The organism is Colwellia psychrerythraea 34H (assembly GCF_000012325.1).
GTDB classification, from domain to species: Bacteria; Pseudomonadota; Gammaproteobacteria; order Enterobacterales; family Alteromonadaceae; genus Colwellia; species Colwellia psychrerythraea_A.
Window position 1 is genome coordinate 3466265 of record NC_003910.7, and the last position, 16948, is coordinate 3483212.

The 16948-nt window shown below is 38.3% G+C and carries 13 protein-coding genes; 2 read left to right on the forward strand and 11 right to left on the reverse strand.

What is annotated here, in order from left to right; genetic code table 11:
• Positions 1 to 89: 89 nt before the first annotated feature.
• The 7 genes from CPS_RS22960 to CPS_RS14950 form a co-directional block, all read right to left on the reverse strand.
• On the reverse strand, positions 90 to 722 hold the full coding sequence (locus CPS_RS22960) for a TetR/AcrR family transcriptional regulator (RefSeq protein WP_011044103.1): 633 nt from the start codon (positions 720 to 722) through the stop codon (positions 90 to 92).
• Positions 723 to 782: 60 nt separating this feature from the next.
• Positions 783 to 1550, reverse strand: coding sequence for a sulfite exporter TauE/SafE family protein (locus tag CPS_RS14925; RefSeq protein WP_011044104.1), 768 nt, complete (start codon positions 1548 to 1550; stop codon positions 783 to 785).
• Positions 1551 to 1559: 9 nt separating this feature from the next.
• Positions 1560 to 3470 (reverse strand): CocE/NonD family hydrolase, encoded by a 1911-nt coding sequence (locus tag CPS_RS14930; protein WP_011044105.1) that lies wholly within the window; start codon positions 3468 to 3470, stop codon positions 1560 to 1562.
• Positions 3471 to 3597: 127 nt separating this feature from the next.
• On the reverse strand, positions 3598 to 5973 hold the full coding sequence (locus tag CPS_RS14935) for a TonB-dependent receptor (RefSeq protein ID WP_011044106.1): 2376 nt from the start codon (positions 5971 to 5973) through the stop codon (positions 3598 to 3600).
• Between the two features lie 62 nt (positions 5974 to 6035).
• A complete protein-coding gene (locus CPS_RS14940; protein WP_011044107.1) occupies positions 6036 to 7679 on the reverse strand; it encodes a class I adenylate-forming enzyme family protein in 1644 nt (547 codons plus the stop codon).
• On the reverse strand, positions 7679 to 8440 hold the full coding sequence (locus tag CPS_RS14945) for an enoyl-CoA hydratase/isomerase family protein (RefSeq protein ID WP_041737067.1): 762 nt from the start codon (positions 8438 to 8440) through the stop codon (positions 7679 to 7681). Before CPS_RS14945 ends, CPS_RS14940 begins: the two co-directional genes overlap by 1 nt.
• Positions 8441 to 8504: 64 nt before the next feature.
• Positions 8505 to 9965 (reverse strand): sodium:solute symporter family protein, encoded by a 1461-nt coding sequence (locus tag CPS_RS14950; protein WP_011044109.1) that lies wholly within the window; start codon positions 9963 to 9965, stop codon positions 8505 to 8507.
• Positions 9966 to 10613: 648 nt separating this feature from the next.
• Here CPS_RS14950 and CPS_RS23945 point away from each other — a divergent pair.
• Positions 10614 to 10760 (forward strand): hypothetical protein, encoded by a 147-nt coding sequence (locus tag CPS_RS23945; RefSeq protein WP_011044110.1) that lies wholly within the window; start codon positions 10614 to 10616, stop codon positions 10758 to 10760.
• 125 nt (positions 10761 to 10885) lie between these two features.
• Here CPS_RS23945 and CPS_RS14955 read toward each other — a convergent pair whose 3' ends face one another.
• Both CPS_RS14955 and CPS_RS14960 read right to left on the reverse strand, forming a co-directional pair.
• Positions 10886 to 11833 carry an MBL fold metallo-hydrolase gene (locus CPS_RS14955; protein ID WP_138140300.1) on the reverse strand — a complete coding sequence of 316 codons (948 nt, stop codon included), beginning with the start codon at positions 11831 to 11833 and terminating at the stop codon, positions 10886 to 10888.
• A 597-nt stretch (positions 11834 to 12430) separates the two neighbouring features.
• Positions 12431 to 13402 (reverse strand): DMT family transporter, encoded by a 972-nt coding sequence (locus tag CPS_RS14960; protein WP_238383614.1) that lies wholly within the window; start codon positions 13400 to 13402, stop codon positions 12431 to 12433.
• A 330-nt stretch (positions 13403 to 13732) separates the two neighbouring features.
• Between CPS_RS14960 and CPS_RS14965 the strand changes: the two genes are divergently transcribed.
• Positions 13733 to 14581, forward strand: coding sequence for a methylated-DNA--[protein]-cysteine S-methyltransferase (locus CPS_RS14965; RefSeq protein ID WP_011044115.1), 849 nt, complete (start codon positions 13733 to 13735; stop codon positions 14579 to 14581).
• Here CPS_RS14965 and arsJ read toward each other — a convergent pair whose 3' ends face one another.
• Complete coding sequence (gene arsJ / locus CPS_RS14970) at positions 14582 to 15853, reverse strand: organoarsenical effux MFS transporter ArsJ (RefSeq protein ID WP_041737069.1); 1272 nt, start codon at positions 15851 to 15853, stop codon at positions 14582 to 14584.
• 6 nt (positions 15854 to 15859) lie between these two features.
• Positions 15860 to 16870, reverse strand: a complete 1011-nt coding sequence (locus CPS_RS14975; protein WP_011044117.1) for an ArsJ-associated glyceraldehyde-3-phosphate dehydrogenase — start codon at positions 16868 to 16870, stop codon at positions 15860 to 15862.
• Positions 16871 to 16948: the final 78 nt, after the last annotated feature.

Below are 16948 nucleotides of genomic sequence, written 5' to 3' on the forward strand. Positions count from 1 at the left end.
GCGCCAACATTATTACACACAAAAAAGCTGATAATTATATTGACGGCATGTTCGCTTTAAGAAATATGTATTTATCATAAGTAGAGTGTTTATGGTGGAGTTTCATTAACGGCTTTACAAATTAGATAATATTCAATCTCACGAGTTAACACTAAAGTTTTATCTGCCGCTTGGCCACTTTGACGAATTCGTAAGTTATAGCCGAAATGGTTAATACCAAAAGCATATTCGGCTAAATGTTTAAGATCTTCCTCAGGCCAAGTTGAGCCATAGCTACGCATAATATAGATTAGGCCATCATAAAGCTCATCTAAAATAGGCTTTACAGCCTCTTTTACTAAAGGACTTTCAGCAATAGCTTTTGTTAACTCTACATCTTCAACTCTTCCCCAGCCTACATCAACTAGAGCTTGACCTAGTAATGCCCAGAAATCAGCTAAGGGTAACGCAAGGTTTTCTTTGGTTGATACTAATTTAAAAATGCCTACAGAGTCTTTTAATCGCTCTCCATAAAGGGTGAACAAAATTTGCTCTTTATTGCCAAAATACTGATAAATAGAACCAGGACTAACGCCAGTAATTTTTGATATATTACGTGTCGTAATAGCATCAGCGCCTTGCTCCTTTAACAGTTGCAAAGTGCCCTCTAGCACTCTTTTTACTGTGGTTTGAGCACGTTTTTGACTTGGCGCTTTACGTTGTGACGTTAGAGTCTCTGTCATTTTTATAACCACCCACTAGCTTGGAGTTTTTTGCTGAAATTTAAAAAGTAAATAGTGTCATTAACGTAACAACACTACAACAAGAGAAATTATATTACCTGTAATTATCGTCAATAAAGCCCACCTTTTATATTGTAACGGGTTAGTTGCTGCGACCTGTTTACAACCTAACATAGCACCAAGCCACATTAGAGGAAAACAAGCTAATGAAACAGCAAACGGCATCAAACTAAATCCGTCTAATATTAATAACGCAGCCAATACATAAAAATCAATCAACGCAAAATAATAAATCAATGTAGCCCTCATTTCTTTATGGTTGTGTGGTCCTGACAGCAAATACAAAACCACAGGCGGACCGCTGATACCAGCCATACCACAACAAAAACCAGAAACACCACCTACAGTAACTTCTTTTACTTTAGTTGTTGCCCGTCTACGCTGATAACCACACAATAAAGCAATTGCTGCGGTAACAACCAACAAAGAAATGACTTGTCCTGCCGATTGCGCTGACATTACTTGCAGTGCAAGTACTCCAAAAGGGGCAAGAAAAACAGCGCCTAATAGCAAACGTTTAACAAGCCGCCAATTAACATCCTGTTTAGCTGTTTTAATTAAAGGCACAGAAATACTGGCTTCTAATATCACAATAATTGCCACCGCAATTGTGGGTTCGATCAACAACACCATAGGACCAGCCATAAGCATACCCGAGCCAAACCCCGCAAGTCCTCGTAGAAAACCAGCAATAAGTGATGTAAAAAATAGCAATACTAGAGTACTTATAGGGAGTGCTGCTATATCATTGATAACTAATTCAAACACAATATAGACTTAATCAAGTTGAGTTGTTTTGCTAACCACAGGAAAATCAACATAGGATGGTTTATCTCCGCCACGATAGACCTTAATGGTTGGTTGACCTTGACTTGGTATTCGAACAAAGTTGTCTTTGTCTGCCCCAGCTATGGCAATACGAATACGGTGCCCTTTAGCAATTTTTACTGAGGTGGGGATCATTTCAAACTTTATTTCGCTAACTTTATTAGGCACAAGTGGCTGCGCATCTTCTTTTTTGAAACTATGGTAAGGAAGGTGTGCTAAAGCAGCAACGGGGTTAGTTATTACTTTTCTATGAATTGCTCTTAAGCCGCCTTCATTAACGTAAATACTATTCCCTTGCTCGTCAATATCTTCTAAATACGCAATAAAGGCACCATCGCTATGTGTAGACGATACAGTTAATGAAATAACTGGCCAGCCAGTAATTTGCATATCTTCAGTAAGCGGTTCACTCGTATACGTTAATAGTTTTTTATCTTCTTCTTGGCGTGCATTAAGGTTCAACATTGGGTAACCGATACCTGACCACCAACGAGAATTTCTACCAGTTGTCGATGAAAAGTCAACTTGATAACGGTCACTTTCTTGAACGTAATTCGGACGTTTACTCGTTAAGGCTTGTTGCTTATCAAAATAAAAACGACTGTTTTTAGTATTTTCAATTGGCCAAGCATCCGAGGTTTTAAATGCTTCTTCACCTAAGTTCCAATACGTTACTTTTGGCCACGAAGGGTAATCATTTTTTAAGCCTTTTAAGTAATAATCAAAAAAGGTAATTGCTTTACCCCAAGTCACGTCACCTGAAGGTATTGGAGGAATAACTTTGTCACTCACGGTATAAGGACTCGCATGAGAGCGTGCACCATGTTGTCCACCCGTTAAGAATATTTTTTGTTCATTAGAAAAGTGTTGCATACGGACAAAATGCGCATCCACTGCGCCAGTGTCGTACCAGCTTGCCAGAGACAACATTGCCACTCCTGACGCTTCGATTTCTTTTTTAGAATCACGCTGAGAAAAAGTTTGAACACTTAATTTATCTTTACCTATTTTATCATCGCTATAAACGAGCGGTGTTAATAAGTCACATACTGATTCATTACGTTGATGCTCCTTAATCGCTTGTTTTAATAAGATCGAATTTTCATCACCATCAACAGGCATAATACCCTTTCCTGCTTTTTTGTAATCGTTACTCCATAAAGCAGTTAACAAATCACTCCATTGACACACTACGCCTGGTTGCACGAAACCAAAAGGCTGCATAGCGCTTTTATATTCGTCATAAATAGCCGACCAACCAAGCACTATGGCTTTTAATGCGGGGTGCTGAACTGTTGCGGCCATGCCAGCTGTCATACCCGTATAAGAAATGCCATAAGCACCTACGTTACCGTTAGACCACGGTTGTTCAGTAATCCAATCAAGAATGTCGGAAGTATCTTGAATCTCTTCTAAAGGTAAAGGAGAGTTTCTATGACCAAAAGAAGCACCCGTTCCCCTAACATCCGTTTTAATGACCACGTAACCATTATTCAGTGCTAAAAATTCTATTGGACTACTTTCTTTATGATCTAATTTAGGACTAGCTTTCCAATCACTCGCTTTTGCGATATCAGGATTTTTTACTAATGGCACTCTAGAAGAGCGTTGATATATAGTTTGATAGAGTAATACGGGTAGTTTATCGCCTTTTTTATATGACGTTGGCAAATGAACATCAACCGCAATACGTACACCATCACGCATAGTTAAATAAAGTGAAGTGCTAGAGGCGGTTAATTGTTCTTTAGCTAGTTTTTCATCAATGCTTTGTGCCATTAATAATTGCGTATTTAGCGCGAATAAAATCAACATAAAACACTTAATTGATGATTTGAATATTTTAATAGAGGTATACATTTATTACCCTTAACGGTTGATAAATATCATTGAATAACTCGCATGATAAGTTTTTAAAAAGTGAGATTACTTATCAGAGCCATACAGGGATAACGAATGTATGACTCTGTTCTACAAAATAAAAGTATTACCAATTATAAGTAAATTTTATGCCTGCAGTTCGCCCTAGGGCATAACGTTCTCGCACACCAAACAAACCATCACTACGTGCTTCTAATCGATATTCTTCATCTAAAGCATTATCGATATAAGCCAGAATTTTCCATTGTTCATCTACATCACTAATACTGTAGCGAACATTAGCTAATGAAATTGCCGGCTCTTTAAAGATAGGATCTTCTATTTTTGCATTTGTGATAAGTGATAAATCTTGTTCAGATCGGTAACTATATTCAAGCTGTAGCATGCCAATATAGTTATTTCCTAGTTCGTGCTCATGTCTTGCTAAAAAGTTACTGCTAAATTTTGAGTAGTTAGGCAAGTTTAAGCCTTCTAGCGGTGCACTACCTAACAAGGGTAATACCGAATTGACAATATAATCACTCTTTGCTATTTCGGCATCCGTATAACCTAATCCTATTTGAAATGTTAAATCTTCTGTGGCAGCCCAGATAACTTCTAATTCTGCGCCGTGTGTATCAACATCACCAATATTAGTGAGTCGAGCAATTTTTATAACTTCATTTGGGTTAGCTGCGTTAAGTTGTACATCTTGCCTGTCGTAAATAAAGGCCGAACCATTTATTCTTAAGGTGTTATCAAGAAGGTCTGACTTAAAGCCTACTTCATAAGCCAAAATAGTTTCTTCATTAAACGGAGCTAATTGATCTGGGTCTGTGGCAAAACCACCAAAGAAACCACCGGTTTTAAATCCTCTTGATATATTGGTAAACAGCATAGCTTGCTCATCAACACGCCAAATCAGGCCAATTTTCCCAGAAAATGCGGAAAAGTCTATTTCGTCATCAATGGCAATTAAAGGCGTTTCAAATCCACTAGGGAAACCAACGGTTGAACCACCGTAAAATGACTTGGTTTCGTCGGTATAACGCAGTTCCGTAATGAGGTTAACTGTAGATGCCAATGCATAATCTGCATGACCATAAATGGAGAAAGCATCGGTTTCTTGGGTATAATCTTGATGTGAATACGTGCCTCCCCCAAAGAGTAGTGGTAAAATACCTTCACCACCGCGCAAGGTAGAATCCTCTACAATTTCATCATGACTGACGCTAGCACCAATGATCCAATTTAAGCTATCACTCTCCTGACCCGCCAACCTAAATTCTTGTGAATAGAAACTGATATCTGAACCGTAATCTATATCTTGAAATTCAATAATAGTTGAGTCGGAATCTATATAACGAAAATAATCAATAGTGTCATAAGCAGTAATACTCGTTAACGTACCAAAATCAAAATCAATATTGGCAATTAAACTTGCACCAACCCATTCGTTTTCAAGGTAAGAAAGTCTTCCACCCGTTGCTGAGGCATGCTTATCACTGCCATCTAAACCATAGCCGTTTGGTGTTACGCCCGTTAAGGTTGCACAGGTCGCAGGGTCACTACCCTTACCATCAAGAACTGATTGACATAATCCCGCGGAGCCAGCGCCAAATAAGCCGTTTAACAACCCAAGAGACACATTAGGTGCACCTAAGTCAGTACCGTCACCTATGTTGTTATAAATCCCTAAAGCACGTTGCAATGGTAATTCACTTTCATCGTTGCCCCCATGTATCTTAAACAATAGATCAACATTATTTGTTGGTTGATATAAATATTGCATTCTCAAGCCCCAACGATCAGACTCTCCATGCTTTACGTCATCAGGAATACTGTAATAATCTTTGTCTCCGCTTGAATCAATACGGCCAGAGATTCTCATGGCTGATTTATCTGAAACAGGCACGTTAACGCCAAATTCAAGTTCTGTAGTAGAAAAACTACCAAATCCTAAATCGGCATAACCGGAAAAATCCCCTTCGATTTCAGGTTTGGCTGAAATAATTTGAATAGCGCCACCTATGGTATTACGACCATACAGACCACCTTGAGGCCCCATAAGTACTTCCAAACGCTCTAAGTCATACATAGAAAACTCAGCAGAAGCTATTGAAGTTTGGTAAACCTCATCAATAAAAAAAGAACTGGTTGGCGAGTCGTTAACTCTAACACTTTGTAATCCTATACCACGCATAATCACTACGGGTACACCGCCACCGCCAACGTTTCTTACGGCAAAGTTAGGCATAACTTTATCAATATCCGTTGGGTTATTAATACCTTGTTCACGCAAGCTATCGCCATTAAAAGCAGCTAGCGAAATACCAACATCTTGTATACTTTGAATACGTTTTTGCGAAGTGACTGATATTACTTCTATACCAGAAGAGTCCTCTGCCTCTAGCTTCTCTTGTGCATTTGCTGTAGAGAAAAGCGCTATAGATATAGCAACTGCTATTGTACTTTTCTGCAAATTATTGTGTGTTATCCCCATAATCTAAATACCTTCTAAGTTGTTATCATTGTTATAATAGAATTGTTATGTCTTTCTTATTCTTATGTACGTTTCGTTTGCTTATTCCTATCCCAACTATTTTCGGTTAAGTCTTTACATGTTGAAATTAATTTATGTTTTGCTACTTTTTTTGTTGGCGTGTAAGGAAAGTCTCTAACAAATTCGAGATACCTTGGAATTTTAAAAGCGGCTAATTTTGTTTGGCAGTAATCAATTACCTGTTCTGCTGTTAAGTTATTTTCACCCACTCTAACTAGCACATAAGCTTTGACTTCTTCACCTCGATAATCATCAGGAACAGCAACTACTGCTGCCTGCTCAATTTGGGGATGTTGAGATAAAACATATTCAACTTCCATTGCAGAGATATTTTCACTTGAGCGTCGGATCATGTCTTTAAAGCGACCAATTATTTTAAAGTAGCCTTTTTCGGTTTGTATAAACTTGTCACCGGTTCGAAACCAGTTATCAACAAAAGACTCTGCGTTGGCTTCTGGCTTATTGTAATACCCCTTAAAAATGCCATCACCTTTAATCCAAAGTTCACCTGGTTCATTTCTAGCAGCTTCTTCACCGTTTTCTAACATGACTTTACACTGACGAAATGGTGTCATTAAGCCACAAGTACCAAGTACATCAACATCAGTTATTTCATCGGGTACAATTAAACCGGGACCAATTTCAGTCATGCCATAAGCGTTACTAACATTGATGCCAAAGCGTTGTTGTAACTGCACAATATTTTCTGCACTGGCTCCACCAATAAATAGCTTTTTCAGGGGTAAATTCACATCATCAGGTGATGCTTTTTGGCTGAGTAATGGTCGAGGGATCCATGCCATATCAATGTCATAACGTTTAATACGGTCAATAAATTTTGATGCGGATAATCGCCCTGCAACATTCAAACGTGCACCACAATGTAAAGCCATGACTAATTGCCATTGCGGATCCATATAATAAAAGGAGTGGTCTGTTAGAATACTGTTAATTGAATAGGGCAACATTGAATCAACAACACAGCCAAGTAAAATCCAATACTTTTGCGTTTGCATACAGCCTTTAGGAAAACCTGTAGTACCTGATGTATATTGAATATTAAGTAAATCATCATTATGCAAAGGCCAGTCTGGCATAAAGTCAGCCTGACCTGATTCTGAAACATCGTGCCAATGATGAAAAGTGCTGCCTTGGTAATTAGCAACAATAATCTGATTAGCGCTAATGGTTGCAGGTTTTGCTTTCATGTCATCGAATACAGGTAAAAATTGATTCTCCGTAATAATAAATTCACTATCACTGTCATTAATCAAATAATCGAGTTCTTTACCTGTATACGTAGTGTTTACTGGCACCATCACTGCGCCTAACACAGCAAGCGCTAGCCAAGTAACCGGAAACTCAATACGGTTACTCATCATAACGGCAACATGAGAACCCTTTTTCACACCAATAAGTGTTAAACCATGGGCTAGACGATAAACACTGCCATGTAATTCACTAAAAGTTAACTGTATACCAACGCCCTTTTCCGAGACTTGCTCAAAAAAGTTAATGGCTGTTTTATCACCATGAGAATTATTAGCTGCAGCCAATAATTCTCGAAAGTTTTCAGGAAAAGCTACGTTAGTTTCTACATGTTTTTTCCTGACAAAATACGCTTCTAGTTCAGATTCAAATGACATTAGCTGGTACCCTTTTCATTGGAGACTTGATTTTTTAAATCTCCGATTGCGGTATTTCCAGCAGCTAAATGCAGTTTCCTTTGATTTATGTATTGCTGACTTGCATGCTCTAGAGCGCTTGAACGAGAAAGCTCAGTGCCACGATGCAAACCATCTAATTCAGTTTCTATAGCAATCAATGGGTGACTAGCAATCTTTTTAGCTATTTCCATCGCCCGAGAAAAACACTCAATATCTTTGGTCACTTCATTAACAATGAAATACTCTTTTGCTTGTTCAGCACCAATTTTTTCACCCGTTAAGGCTAGATAAGCAGCATGAACCGAGGGGATTTGTATACCTAAACGTGTAGCACCACTAATGCCGCCCATGCCATAGGCTATTTCAGGAAAACCCAAACGAGCACTTTCACCCGCAATACGAATATCAGTCAATAACAAGCTGTAGACAATTCCCTGTCCTAAACACCAGCCATTGATGGCACTGATCATCGGTTTAGTTCGACGTTGATTGATAAGTAATTCATCCCAACGAGGGTTTTCTCGTGATTTAATCGCAGTATCAGATTCTTTTAAATCATCACCTGCACTAAAATTCCCTCCTGATCCCGTTAATACGGCAACTTTTGCATTATCATCATGCAAAAACTTCAAGTAACTACGATAAAATTGTTCATGCATTTCCATGGTAAAAAGGTTTAACTTGCCATTCTCTATGGTGAATACAGCAATGTTTCCTTCAAGGTGGTATTTAACAGGCATAACTAAAAACCTCAGATAATATTTGATATAAAAGGGAAAATTAATAAGTAAATTAATAAGTAATTTATTTAACAGGTTCAGGTATTGACGAACTACTCTGTAAGTTAACATCAACATTACGTAACAAAGGTTGCGTCGCCGTTGCTGGGTTATAAGTTAAGTGACTCACAAACCACATAGCTAAACTACTCGACACTAACGCTAATAAAATAGGTTCTACACCTTCAGGTAAATGACCTTGCATTTTTGCAGCAAAACTTGATAACTGAACGACAGCACCGGTAATGGCAGAAATTAAGGCGGCGCTACTAGTTGCTTTTTTATAGAACAAAGCAGCCATGACTGGCACAAATAACCCAGAAACAAAAATAGCTAATGCAAGCATCATCACTTCAAAAATATTACTTTTTTGCAGGGCAAAAATAAGACCGAATATACCGACAACCAGTACTGTTATTCGAGTAATAAGTAGTTGTTTTTTATCTGATATCTCAGGTTTTAGTACTTTGAATAAATCGGTACTTACCGTGGTGCCCGTCACCAATAATGCTGAATCAGCCGTAGAAATAATAATACCCATTATTGCGGCTAAGCAGATGCCTTTAACTAAGGGTGGCATGTGGTTCATGACCAAAGTAGGAATAACGCTATCGCGGTGGGCCAGATCAGGTAGGGTATTAAAAGCAATAACACCTAAAGTAACGACCACCAAACTCCAGAACATAAAAATAGCTGCCGTAGCCAAGAATGCAGGTTTTAAGTTAGCGGTATTTTTTGAAGCAGCCACCCGTTGCCAAATAGAAGGGTCAATTAAGACAAAAGCAAAATAGATAGGGAAAAATGAAAGTACATAACCCCAGTGCATACCACCTAACCAATCTACTGCTGGCGAAACTAAAGCGCTACTCAGTTGGTCGCCTAAATCTATGGATAAAAACAGTGGCAGTAACAAACCACCGCCAATGAGCATAATAATAGTTTGAAATAAGTCGTTATAAGCGACTGCAAGTAAACCACCTACTAAGGTGTATATAACAATCACCAAGGTAGCGATAATTACAGCATGTTCAAAGGTAATACCAAAATCAGAAAATACTGCTTCGGCTGTTAAACCAATAGCAATTAATTGCGCGCCAAACAAAGCAATAACAGCGAGTACTAAAACTACGGCAGAAATAACGCGCATGGTCTTACCGTAACGACGCTCCAGTGCCCCTGGAATGGTATCAATTTTAGCCTGTTGCAATTTAGGGGCTAAAAAACAAAGTACGATATAACCTAAAATATAAGCAACACTGGCAATTAATATCGCGTACCCTACTTCGTAAGCTTTACCTGCTTTACCAAATGTTGCTGCCGCTCCTATGGCTGAGCCAACTAAAGTCCCTAACAATACCGGCATGCTCAAAGAGCGACCTGCGACCATATAATCTTCAGAGTTTTTTACCTTGCTACCTGCATAAATACCTATGCCCACTAACACACAAAAATATACAGCTATCACTACTAAATCGATAAAATCCATCAACACACCTTAAACCGTTACAAGCTACTTATTGTTATGACTCGTACGTAGTTTTCCGTACAACCCTAAAATATGAACAACTGTTCGTATTTGTGTTTTAAAGTATATTAACATTATTAAACAAAAGTCAACGATAAATAACATAAAGATTAAAAATCAACACTATCAATTACTTAATAAAACAACAGGATGATTAAACAATGTGTTTTTGAAATAATAAGACCATATCCCCTGACAAGTATTTTATTTTTGTGTAATAAATTGAATTATTTATCTTTTGAAATATGTACGTATCAGTCCAAATTAAAGCTAAAGTTCTATATAATTTGTGCCCTATTAAAATGATAAAACATTAACTTTTTTACCAAAGCTACTCTCATCAAAAGTAGCTTTAATGGGTAGTAGCGACCGTCAATAATTCTTTATTCTACAAATAAGCTTAATCGGTGATTAGACTCTGAAAGGGTAACCATGCCCACAATAGTCTCCTTGGTTTTAAAGGCTATTTACCCACACGTGCTTAGTTGAATCCAAAGAAGGTTCGAGTCAGCCTTAGGCTTAGGTGTTTCAGCGCTAGAATTACTCGGAAATAGCCAAGAAAGTGCTAAACGTGCAGGTCAATTATTTTCAGAGCATGATAGAGAATCAATGCATGTTTTATCTGAAGTATGGGGTGATGATCATAATTATGGGGTTGTCGTTAAAAAACGTATGGAACTGCTTAAACAAGTACTCGTCAGCGATGAAGAAGAGCAAAGTAAAATACAGACTTGCCAAAAATCACCTGAAGCCTAAGTGTAAATGGCATGAAGCAAAATTGTGGCATAACGAGCTTTTTAAGTTCGATTATTAGCACTGGCATAACAGCCATGTGCTAATAATCAATGATATTTGCAAAAGCTAAGCTCTTAATAAAATGTTTACTGCTGTCTTTTATACATCAGCTCTACATAGCGTTTAATTTCCGAGTCGAAATTATCATATAAGGGTCTATATAGTGGTCCCAGTTCTGCACTAACATCTAGTATAATTTCATTAGGCTTTTTATTCTCTTGGTACCCCTCTTTTACAAGTTTCCAAACACCCGCAACTAAATCAGCATCGCGTTTCACCGATTTGCCTGTCGTCGCTTCACCATGTCCCGTTAAGACAATTTCAGGGTTCAACTTTACTACATCATTAAGAGTATCAATCAAGTTAGGTACATCACCATGGTAAGTAAGAATCGGCATCCATTGCGAACTCAAAACATCTCCACCAAATATAATTTTCTGTTCGGGTAACCACATTAAAACATCACCTGGAGAATGTGCATCATTTGAGAAAATGAACTCAACATCCACTCCACCAAAATTACGCTTTTCTCCTTGAGCCAACAATAAAGATGGATACACAACATGAGTGGAGCCAGTCGCCCCTTCGGTCATGCGAGAAAAAGCATCTACCGGTCCTTGTCCGTCTTCTTTCATTATTGCAACCGCTCTAACACTTGAAATTATCTCAGCGCCCGTATCTGTAAATCCTGCATTACCCAACCAATGATCCGCATGACTATGGGAGTTAACCACCCAACGAACCGGTTTCTCCGTGACTGATTTAATCGCTTTTTTAATTTCGTTACCAATGATTTCAGAAGATCCTGTATCAAATAACAGCACTCCTTTTTCGGTAACAACAAAATGACTATTGGAATTCCAGCCTTTATTCTCAGGTGTTGGTAAACCAAATGATGGTGAAACAATGCTATAGACATTATCGACAATGGGTGTCACCGAGAAATCAAAGTTCGCATTCTCTGCCCATACACTGTTGAATATCGAGCCAATTAGGCACGTGGAAACTATCATTTTTTTAAGGATTTTCAGCATATATTCCCACTTTAATAGGTGACTGTAGTAGATGACTTCGTCGATAATTTTAATCGCGTGTATTTCTATACTCGTTACCAATCAAGTTATAGCGTATTGGCTAACTTACATTTTTATAACAAAGCATCAATTTTAAATAAACGTCTTTGAGATGAACTAGCGACTTTCTAAGTTGAAAGCTAAATTAATGCTGACAAAAGCCAACAAAACTTCATCATGAAATCCGCTATTACAGACTAGAATATTCTTACTGTTATCATCTTTAGCTAAGAAATCGTACAAAAAATAACCTACAATTAATACTATGACTTGGAAGCTCGGGATTATTTACCCACCCCTAACGCTGAGGTTATCGAATATGAAACAGTCTATGAAGTATATTAAGGTGATTGAAACGGTAGAGGTCAATGGCTGCTACTTAAAAGAACATCGGCACCACAGCGAACGCCGTAACATGTTAAAGCTACATTTTATTTACTACGAAAGACGGTCACACAATCGCCGCGAACAATCACTCGAACTCGATATCGAGGCTTAATTATTTTTAAAAGCCAAAATGAAAAGCGGCATGGTCATTAACCATTACCGCAGTAGATCCTAATTCGCTGGCTTGTTTCTATTTTTACTCAATGCCGTAACACTTGAACCAATCACTAAAATGACGGCACCAATGATACTGAGTGTATTTAGTGGCTCTATAGCTATTGCTTCAGGCAAAATGTAGTTGGTAAGTTGCATAAACATTAACGTTAATAACGGTGTTACTGCTAACGTTGCACTTACTCGTGATGCTTCCCAATGCTCAAGAGCTTCCGCAAAAGCACCATAGGCCACAAGGGTATTTGCCCCACAAAAAATTAACAGTAACCAGCCGATAGTATCTAACTCTAATACTAACGAAGGTACAGATGATGGTAAAAACACCAAGGTGCCCGATAAATAAATGAGTATCATGATTTCTTCTGAGGCAAAATGTTTCAACAATTGTTTCTGCGCTAGTGCATAAATAGCCCACAGAATTGCTGCAAGAATAATGAAGAAGAGACCAAGCGCATAATCACCATGAAAATTAAGTAATTGTTCAAAACGTTGATTGAAAAATAACAACAGTCCTAAAAAGAACGTTAATAAGCCCACTTTTTGCTTGGTATTAAATGATTCTTTAAAAACACAAACACCGCCGATAAGTAATAACATTGGGGCTATTTGAATCATAACCTGCGTGCTTTCAGGCGATGTCAATTCCAGTCCCATCATATACATAATGTAATTTGCTAATAGGCCAACGATGGTCAGTGTCATTAACACCATTATTCGTTTATTTTTTAGCGACGATAATGAAGGTAAACGTTTGGTGACTAATAGATACCCGCCTAAAAATACTGCAGCAATAAGAAAGCGATACCAGGTAATGGTGTTTACATCCATATACTGTAAAAGCCCTTTTAAGGCGATAGGCAAAATGCCCCATAAAATCGCCGTAGTAAGAGATAAAAATAAACCCAGTCGCCATCGACCACTAATTTCATGCATAGAAAAACACTCAGTTAACAACGCTAACGTTAGCACTGCTTTCAAAAATGTGGATTATCTAGAAACTCGATAGCAAAAGCTATTATTTTTAAGCCTTGTTTGCATTTAAAAATAGAACATCATTATTTTTATCCTCGATGGAGCAAAAAAACATCTAATGATGCAATATGAGTAAATTGCGCTGTGTTTCTTATGTTCGCAAGAATCGGGTTGAGTAATAAACGACCTTAGTTAAGAATGAATACATTATCGTGTTTTGGAATGTATTATGTCTCTAACGAGATTACTCAGTTTAGGCGGTTTGTGGGACGGTACTTGCGTACAGGTTTTCTCCAACAACTACTTTTAATAAAAAGGGACTGAAAAATGGATAACTTTGAGTCACATCGTCACTACCAAGTTGTTGAAAAAGCGATACAGTTCATCAATACGAATTTTGATAAACAGCCGACACTTCTAGATATTGCTGGTTCGGTACATATGAGTGAACATCATTTACAACGAGTGTTTTCTCAGTGGGCAGGCATTTCACCTAAACGTTTTTTACAGTTTATTACTAAGCAAGCGGCTTTAGACGCTTTACAAAACACCAATAACTTACTTGATGCAAGCCATAGCATAGGACTCTCTGGCTCAGGAAGATTACATGATCTTTTAGTAACATGCGAAGGTATGACACCCGGTGAATTAAAAGGGGGTGGTGAAGGTGTGATGATTCAATACGGTGTTTGTTCAACTCCTTTTGGTGAGGCAATTTTAGCTTGGACGTTAAGAGGCGTTTGCTATCTTCAGTTTATAAAAGATAAGCAACAACCAGTGATTGATGAGTTATATCGACAATGGCCCAACGCCAGTATTACCCCCAATAGAGAAGAAGCGGTGCAAATGGGCAACGGCATTTTTTCATCATCGATTGAACGAGGAAAAATTCATTTATTACTCAAAGGAACGAACTTTCAAATAAAGGTTTGGGAAGCATTAATTAATACTCATTCTTCACAGCAGCTTTCCTATTCACAAGTTTCCCAACTAATCGACTCACCAAAATCTGCCAGGGCCGTCGGTACTGCCCTCGCAAACAATACCATTGGTTACTTGATACCTTGTCATCGTGTCATAAAAAATAATGGCGAAATTGGCAATTACCGTTGGGGCATTGAACGTAAAACTGCCATGCTTGCCTGGGAGCGAGCTTCATTAGAAGAGTCTAGTTAACTATTGTTTCAATTTTAGAGACAGCAAGGTAGCCATTGCAACAAATACACTTGATATCCACAAACAGGCTTCCAAACCATAGTTTTGATATACCCAACCTGACAGCACGGTACCTATTAACCTGCCCATGGCATTAGCCATATAATAAAAACCAACATCAAGGGATACACCATCACTTCCAGCATAACTAACGATAAGATAACTATGTAGGGAAGAATTGATAGCGAAAACTGCACCAAAGATGAGTAATCCGATAATAAGAGAAGCTTGCACGTGAAAATTGAAATGTAATGCCAAAGCAATAGCCGCAGGTATTAGGGTTAAATAACTCGCCCATAAGAATGCATCTCTGCCCGTAGGAGCGTTACCTTGTTGTATTCCCCTGCCCTTAACTGTCGTTTTTGAGGTACCACTATTTGTACCTCTGTTTGTAATATAGGGCGCAGCAGATTGAACGAGACCGTAACCAATGATCCAACTTGCCATAAAACCACTAACGGCCCAATGGTCCCAATCAAAAGATACCGCTAAAAACACAGGTAATGCGACAACAAACCAAACATCTCTCGCGCCAAATAAGAACAGTCGTGCAGCAGAGAGTATGTTGATTGACGCACTTTTAGAGAAAATATCTTTAAATTTAGGTTTGTTTTTCGCTTTACCTAAATCTTCTTTCAATGCGAATAAACTAAATAGCCACACTATAGTTAATAGTGAAGCCATTAAAATAATTGCACCGTTGAATTCAAGTAAAGTAAGTAATAATCCACCTAAAAAGAACCCAACACCTTTTAAGGCGTTTTTAGAGCCAGTAAGAATAGCAACCCATTGATAGAGTTTACCTTCTGCTCCTTCAGGCACCAGTAATTTAATCGAGCTTTTAGCACTCATTTTATTCAAATCTTTAGCAATACCTGACAATGCCTGAGCAACCATGACATAGATAACGGTTAGCATTTCAGCAGGAACGGCCAACATAGCCAGCGCGATTATCTGCAAGGCTAAACCAATATTCATGGTTTTATTTAACCCAAGCCTTGCGCCTAACCACCCACCAATAAGGTTAGTGATAACACCAAAGATTTCATAAAATAAAAACAGCATGGCAATATTAAACGGGCTGTAACCTAACTGATGAAAATACAGCACAACAAGCATGCGTAACGCGCCATCTGTTAAGGTAAACGCCCAATAATTACCTGTTATCACCAAGTATTGCTTCACTTGATTAGACAACGCAGGTGATAACCCTTTGAGTGATGAAAGCCCCATTATTAATTAAACCTTGTCCGCCAGTCCAACCATAAGAGCCAATTCGGCTGTTCTATTTGCATAACCCCATTCATTGTCATACCAAACATAGAGCTTTACTTGAGTGTCATTTACAACCATCGTAGACAAGGCATCAATAATGCTTGAACGCGGATCCGTTTTATAATCAATTGACACCAACGGACGTTCTTCATATCCCATAATGTCTTTTAACTCACCTTCAGCTGCTTCTTTAAGTAACTGATTCACTTCTTCAACGCTTGTGCCTCGAGCAAGCTCAAAAACACAGTCAGTAATTGATGCATTAGCTAAAGGAACACGTATCGCATGACCATTTAACTTTCCTTTAAGTTCTGGGAATATATGCGTAATAGCGGTAGCAGAGCCAGTGGTTGTCGGAATTAAACTCATGCCACACGCACGCGCTCTGCGTAAGTCTTTATGGGGTGCATCTAAAATAGTTTGCGTATTGGTTATGTCATGAATAGTAGTCATTGAACCGTGCTTAATACCTATTTTCTCATGAATAACTTTTACCACGGGCGCTAAACAATTAGTGGTACATGAAGCCGCTGTAACAATAGGATGAATGGCTTTGTCATATAGCTCTTCATTCACGCCCATAACTATATTCAACACTCCTTCTTCTTTTACTGGCGCTGTCACCACAACACGCTTTACGCCTTGTGCTAGATAAGCTTCTAATAGAGTTTTAGTTTTTATTTTCCCCGAAGCCTCAATAACTACATCACACTGAGACCAATCAGTATCTGATGTGGCGGTGTTTTGTGTATATGAAATTGCTTTACCGTTTATAACGATTGAATCACCTTCATGCGTCGCCTCATGGTGCCAACGCCCATGGATTGAATCAAATGTCATCAGGTGTGCCATTGTTTCAGCATTTCCCGCTGGATCATTAATTTGAATGATTTCTATATCATCCCAATCAAATGCTGCACGCATTGATAAGCGTCCCATACGGCCAAAACCGTTAATACCAATTTTAATTGTCATAAACCTGTCCTAAATAGTGTGATAGAAATTATAAATAAAAAGTAAAATAATCAGACTGTACTGACTTTTTGTTGTTAA

Excerpts from the sequence above, each read along its gene's own strand:
- CPS_RS22960 (WP_011044103.1), bottom strand. The coding sequence starts at position 722 with ATGACAGAGACTCTAACGTCACAACGTAAAGCGCCAAGTCAAAAACGT.
- CPS_RS14930 (WP_011044105.1), bottom strand. The coding sequence starts at position 3,470 with ATGTATACCTCTATTAAAATATTCAAATCATCAATTAAGTGTTTTATG.
- CPS_RS14935 (WP_011044106.1), bottom strand. The coding sequence starts at position 5,973 with ATGGGGATAACACACAATAATTTGCAGAAAAGTACAATAGCAGTTGCT.
- CPS_RS14940 (WP_011044107.1), bottom strand. The coding sequence starts at position 7,679 with ATGTCATTTGAATCTGAACTAGAAGCGTATTTTGTCAGGAAAAAACAT.
- CPS_RS14945 (WP_041737067.1), bottom strand. The coding sequence starts at position 8,440 with ATGCCTGTTAAATACCACCTTGAAGGAAACATTGCTGTATTCACCATA.
- CPS_RS14950 (WP_011044109.1), bottom strand. The coding sequence starts at position 9,965 with ATGGATTTTATCGATTTAGTAGTGATAGCTGTATATTTTTGTGTGTTA.
- CPS_RS23945 (WP_011044110.1), top strand. The coding sequence starts at position 10,614 with ATGCATGTTTTATCTGAAGTATGGGGTGATGATCATAATTATGGGGTT.
- CPS_RS14955 (WP_138140300.1), bottom strand. The coding sequence starts at position 11,833 with ATGCTGAAAATCCTTAAAAAAATGATAGTTTCCACGTGCCTAATTGGC.
- CPS_RS14965 (WP_011044115.1), top strand. The coding sequence starts at position 13,733 with ATGGATAACTTTGAGTCACATCGTCACTACCAAGTTGTTGAAAAAGCG.
- arsJ (WP_041737069.1), bottom strand. The coding sequence starts at position 15,853 with ATGGGGCTTTCATCACTCAAAGGGTTATCACCTGCGTTGTCTAATCAA.
- CPS_RS14975 (WP_011044117.1), bottom strand. The coding sequence starts at position 16,870 with ATGACAATTAAAATTGGTATTAACGGTTTTGGCCGTATGGGACGCTTA.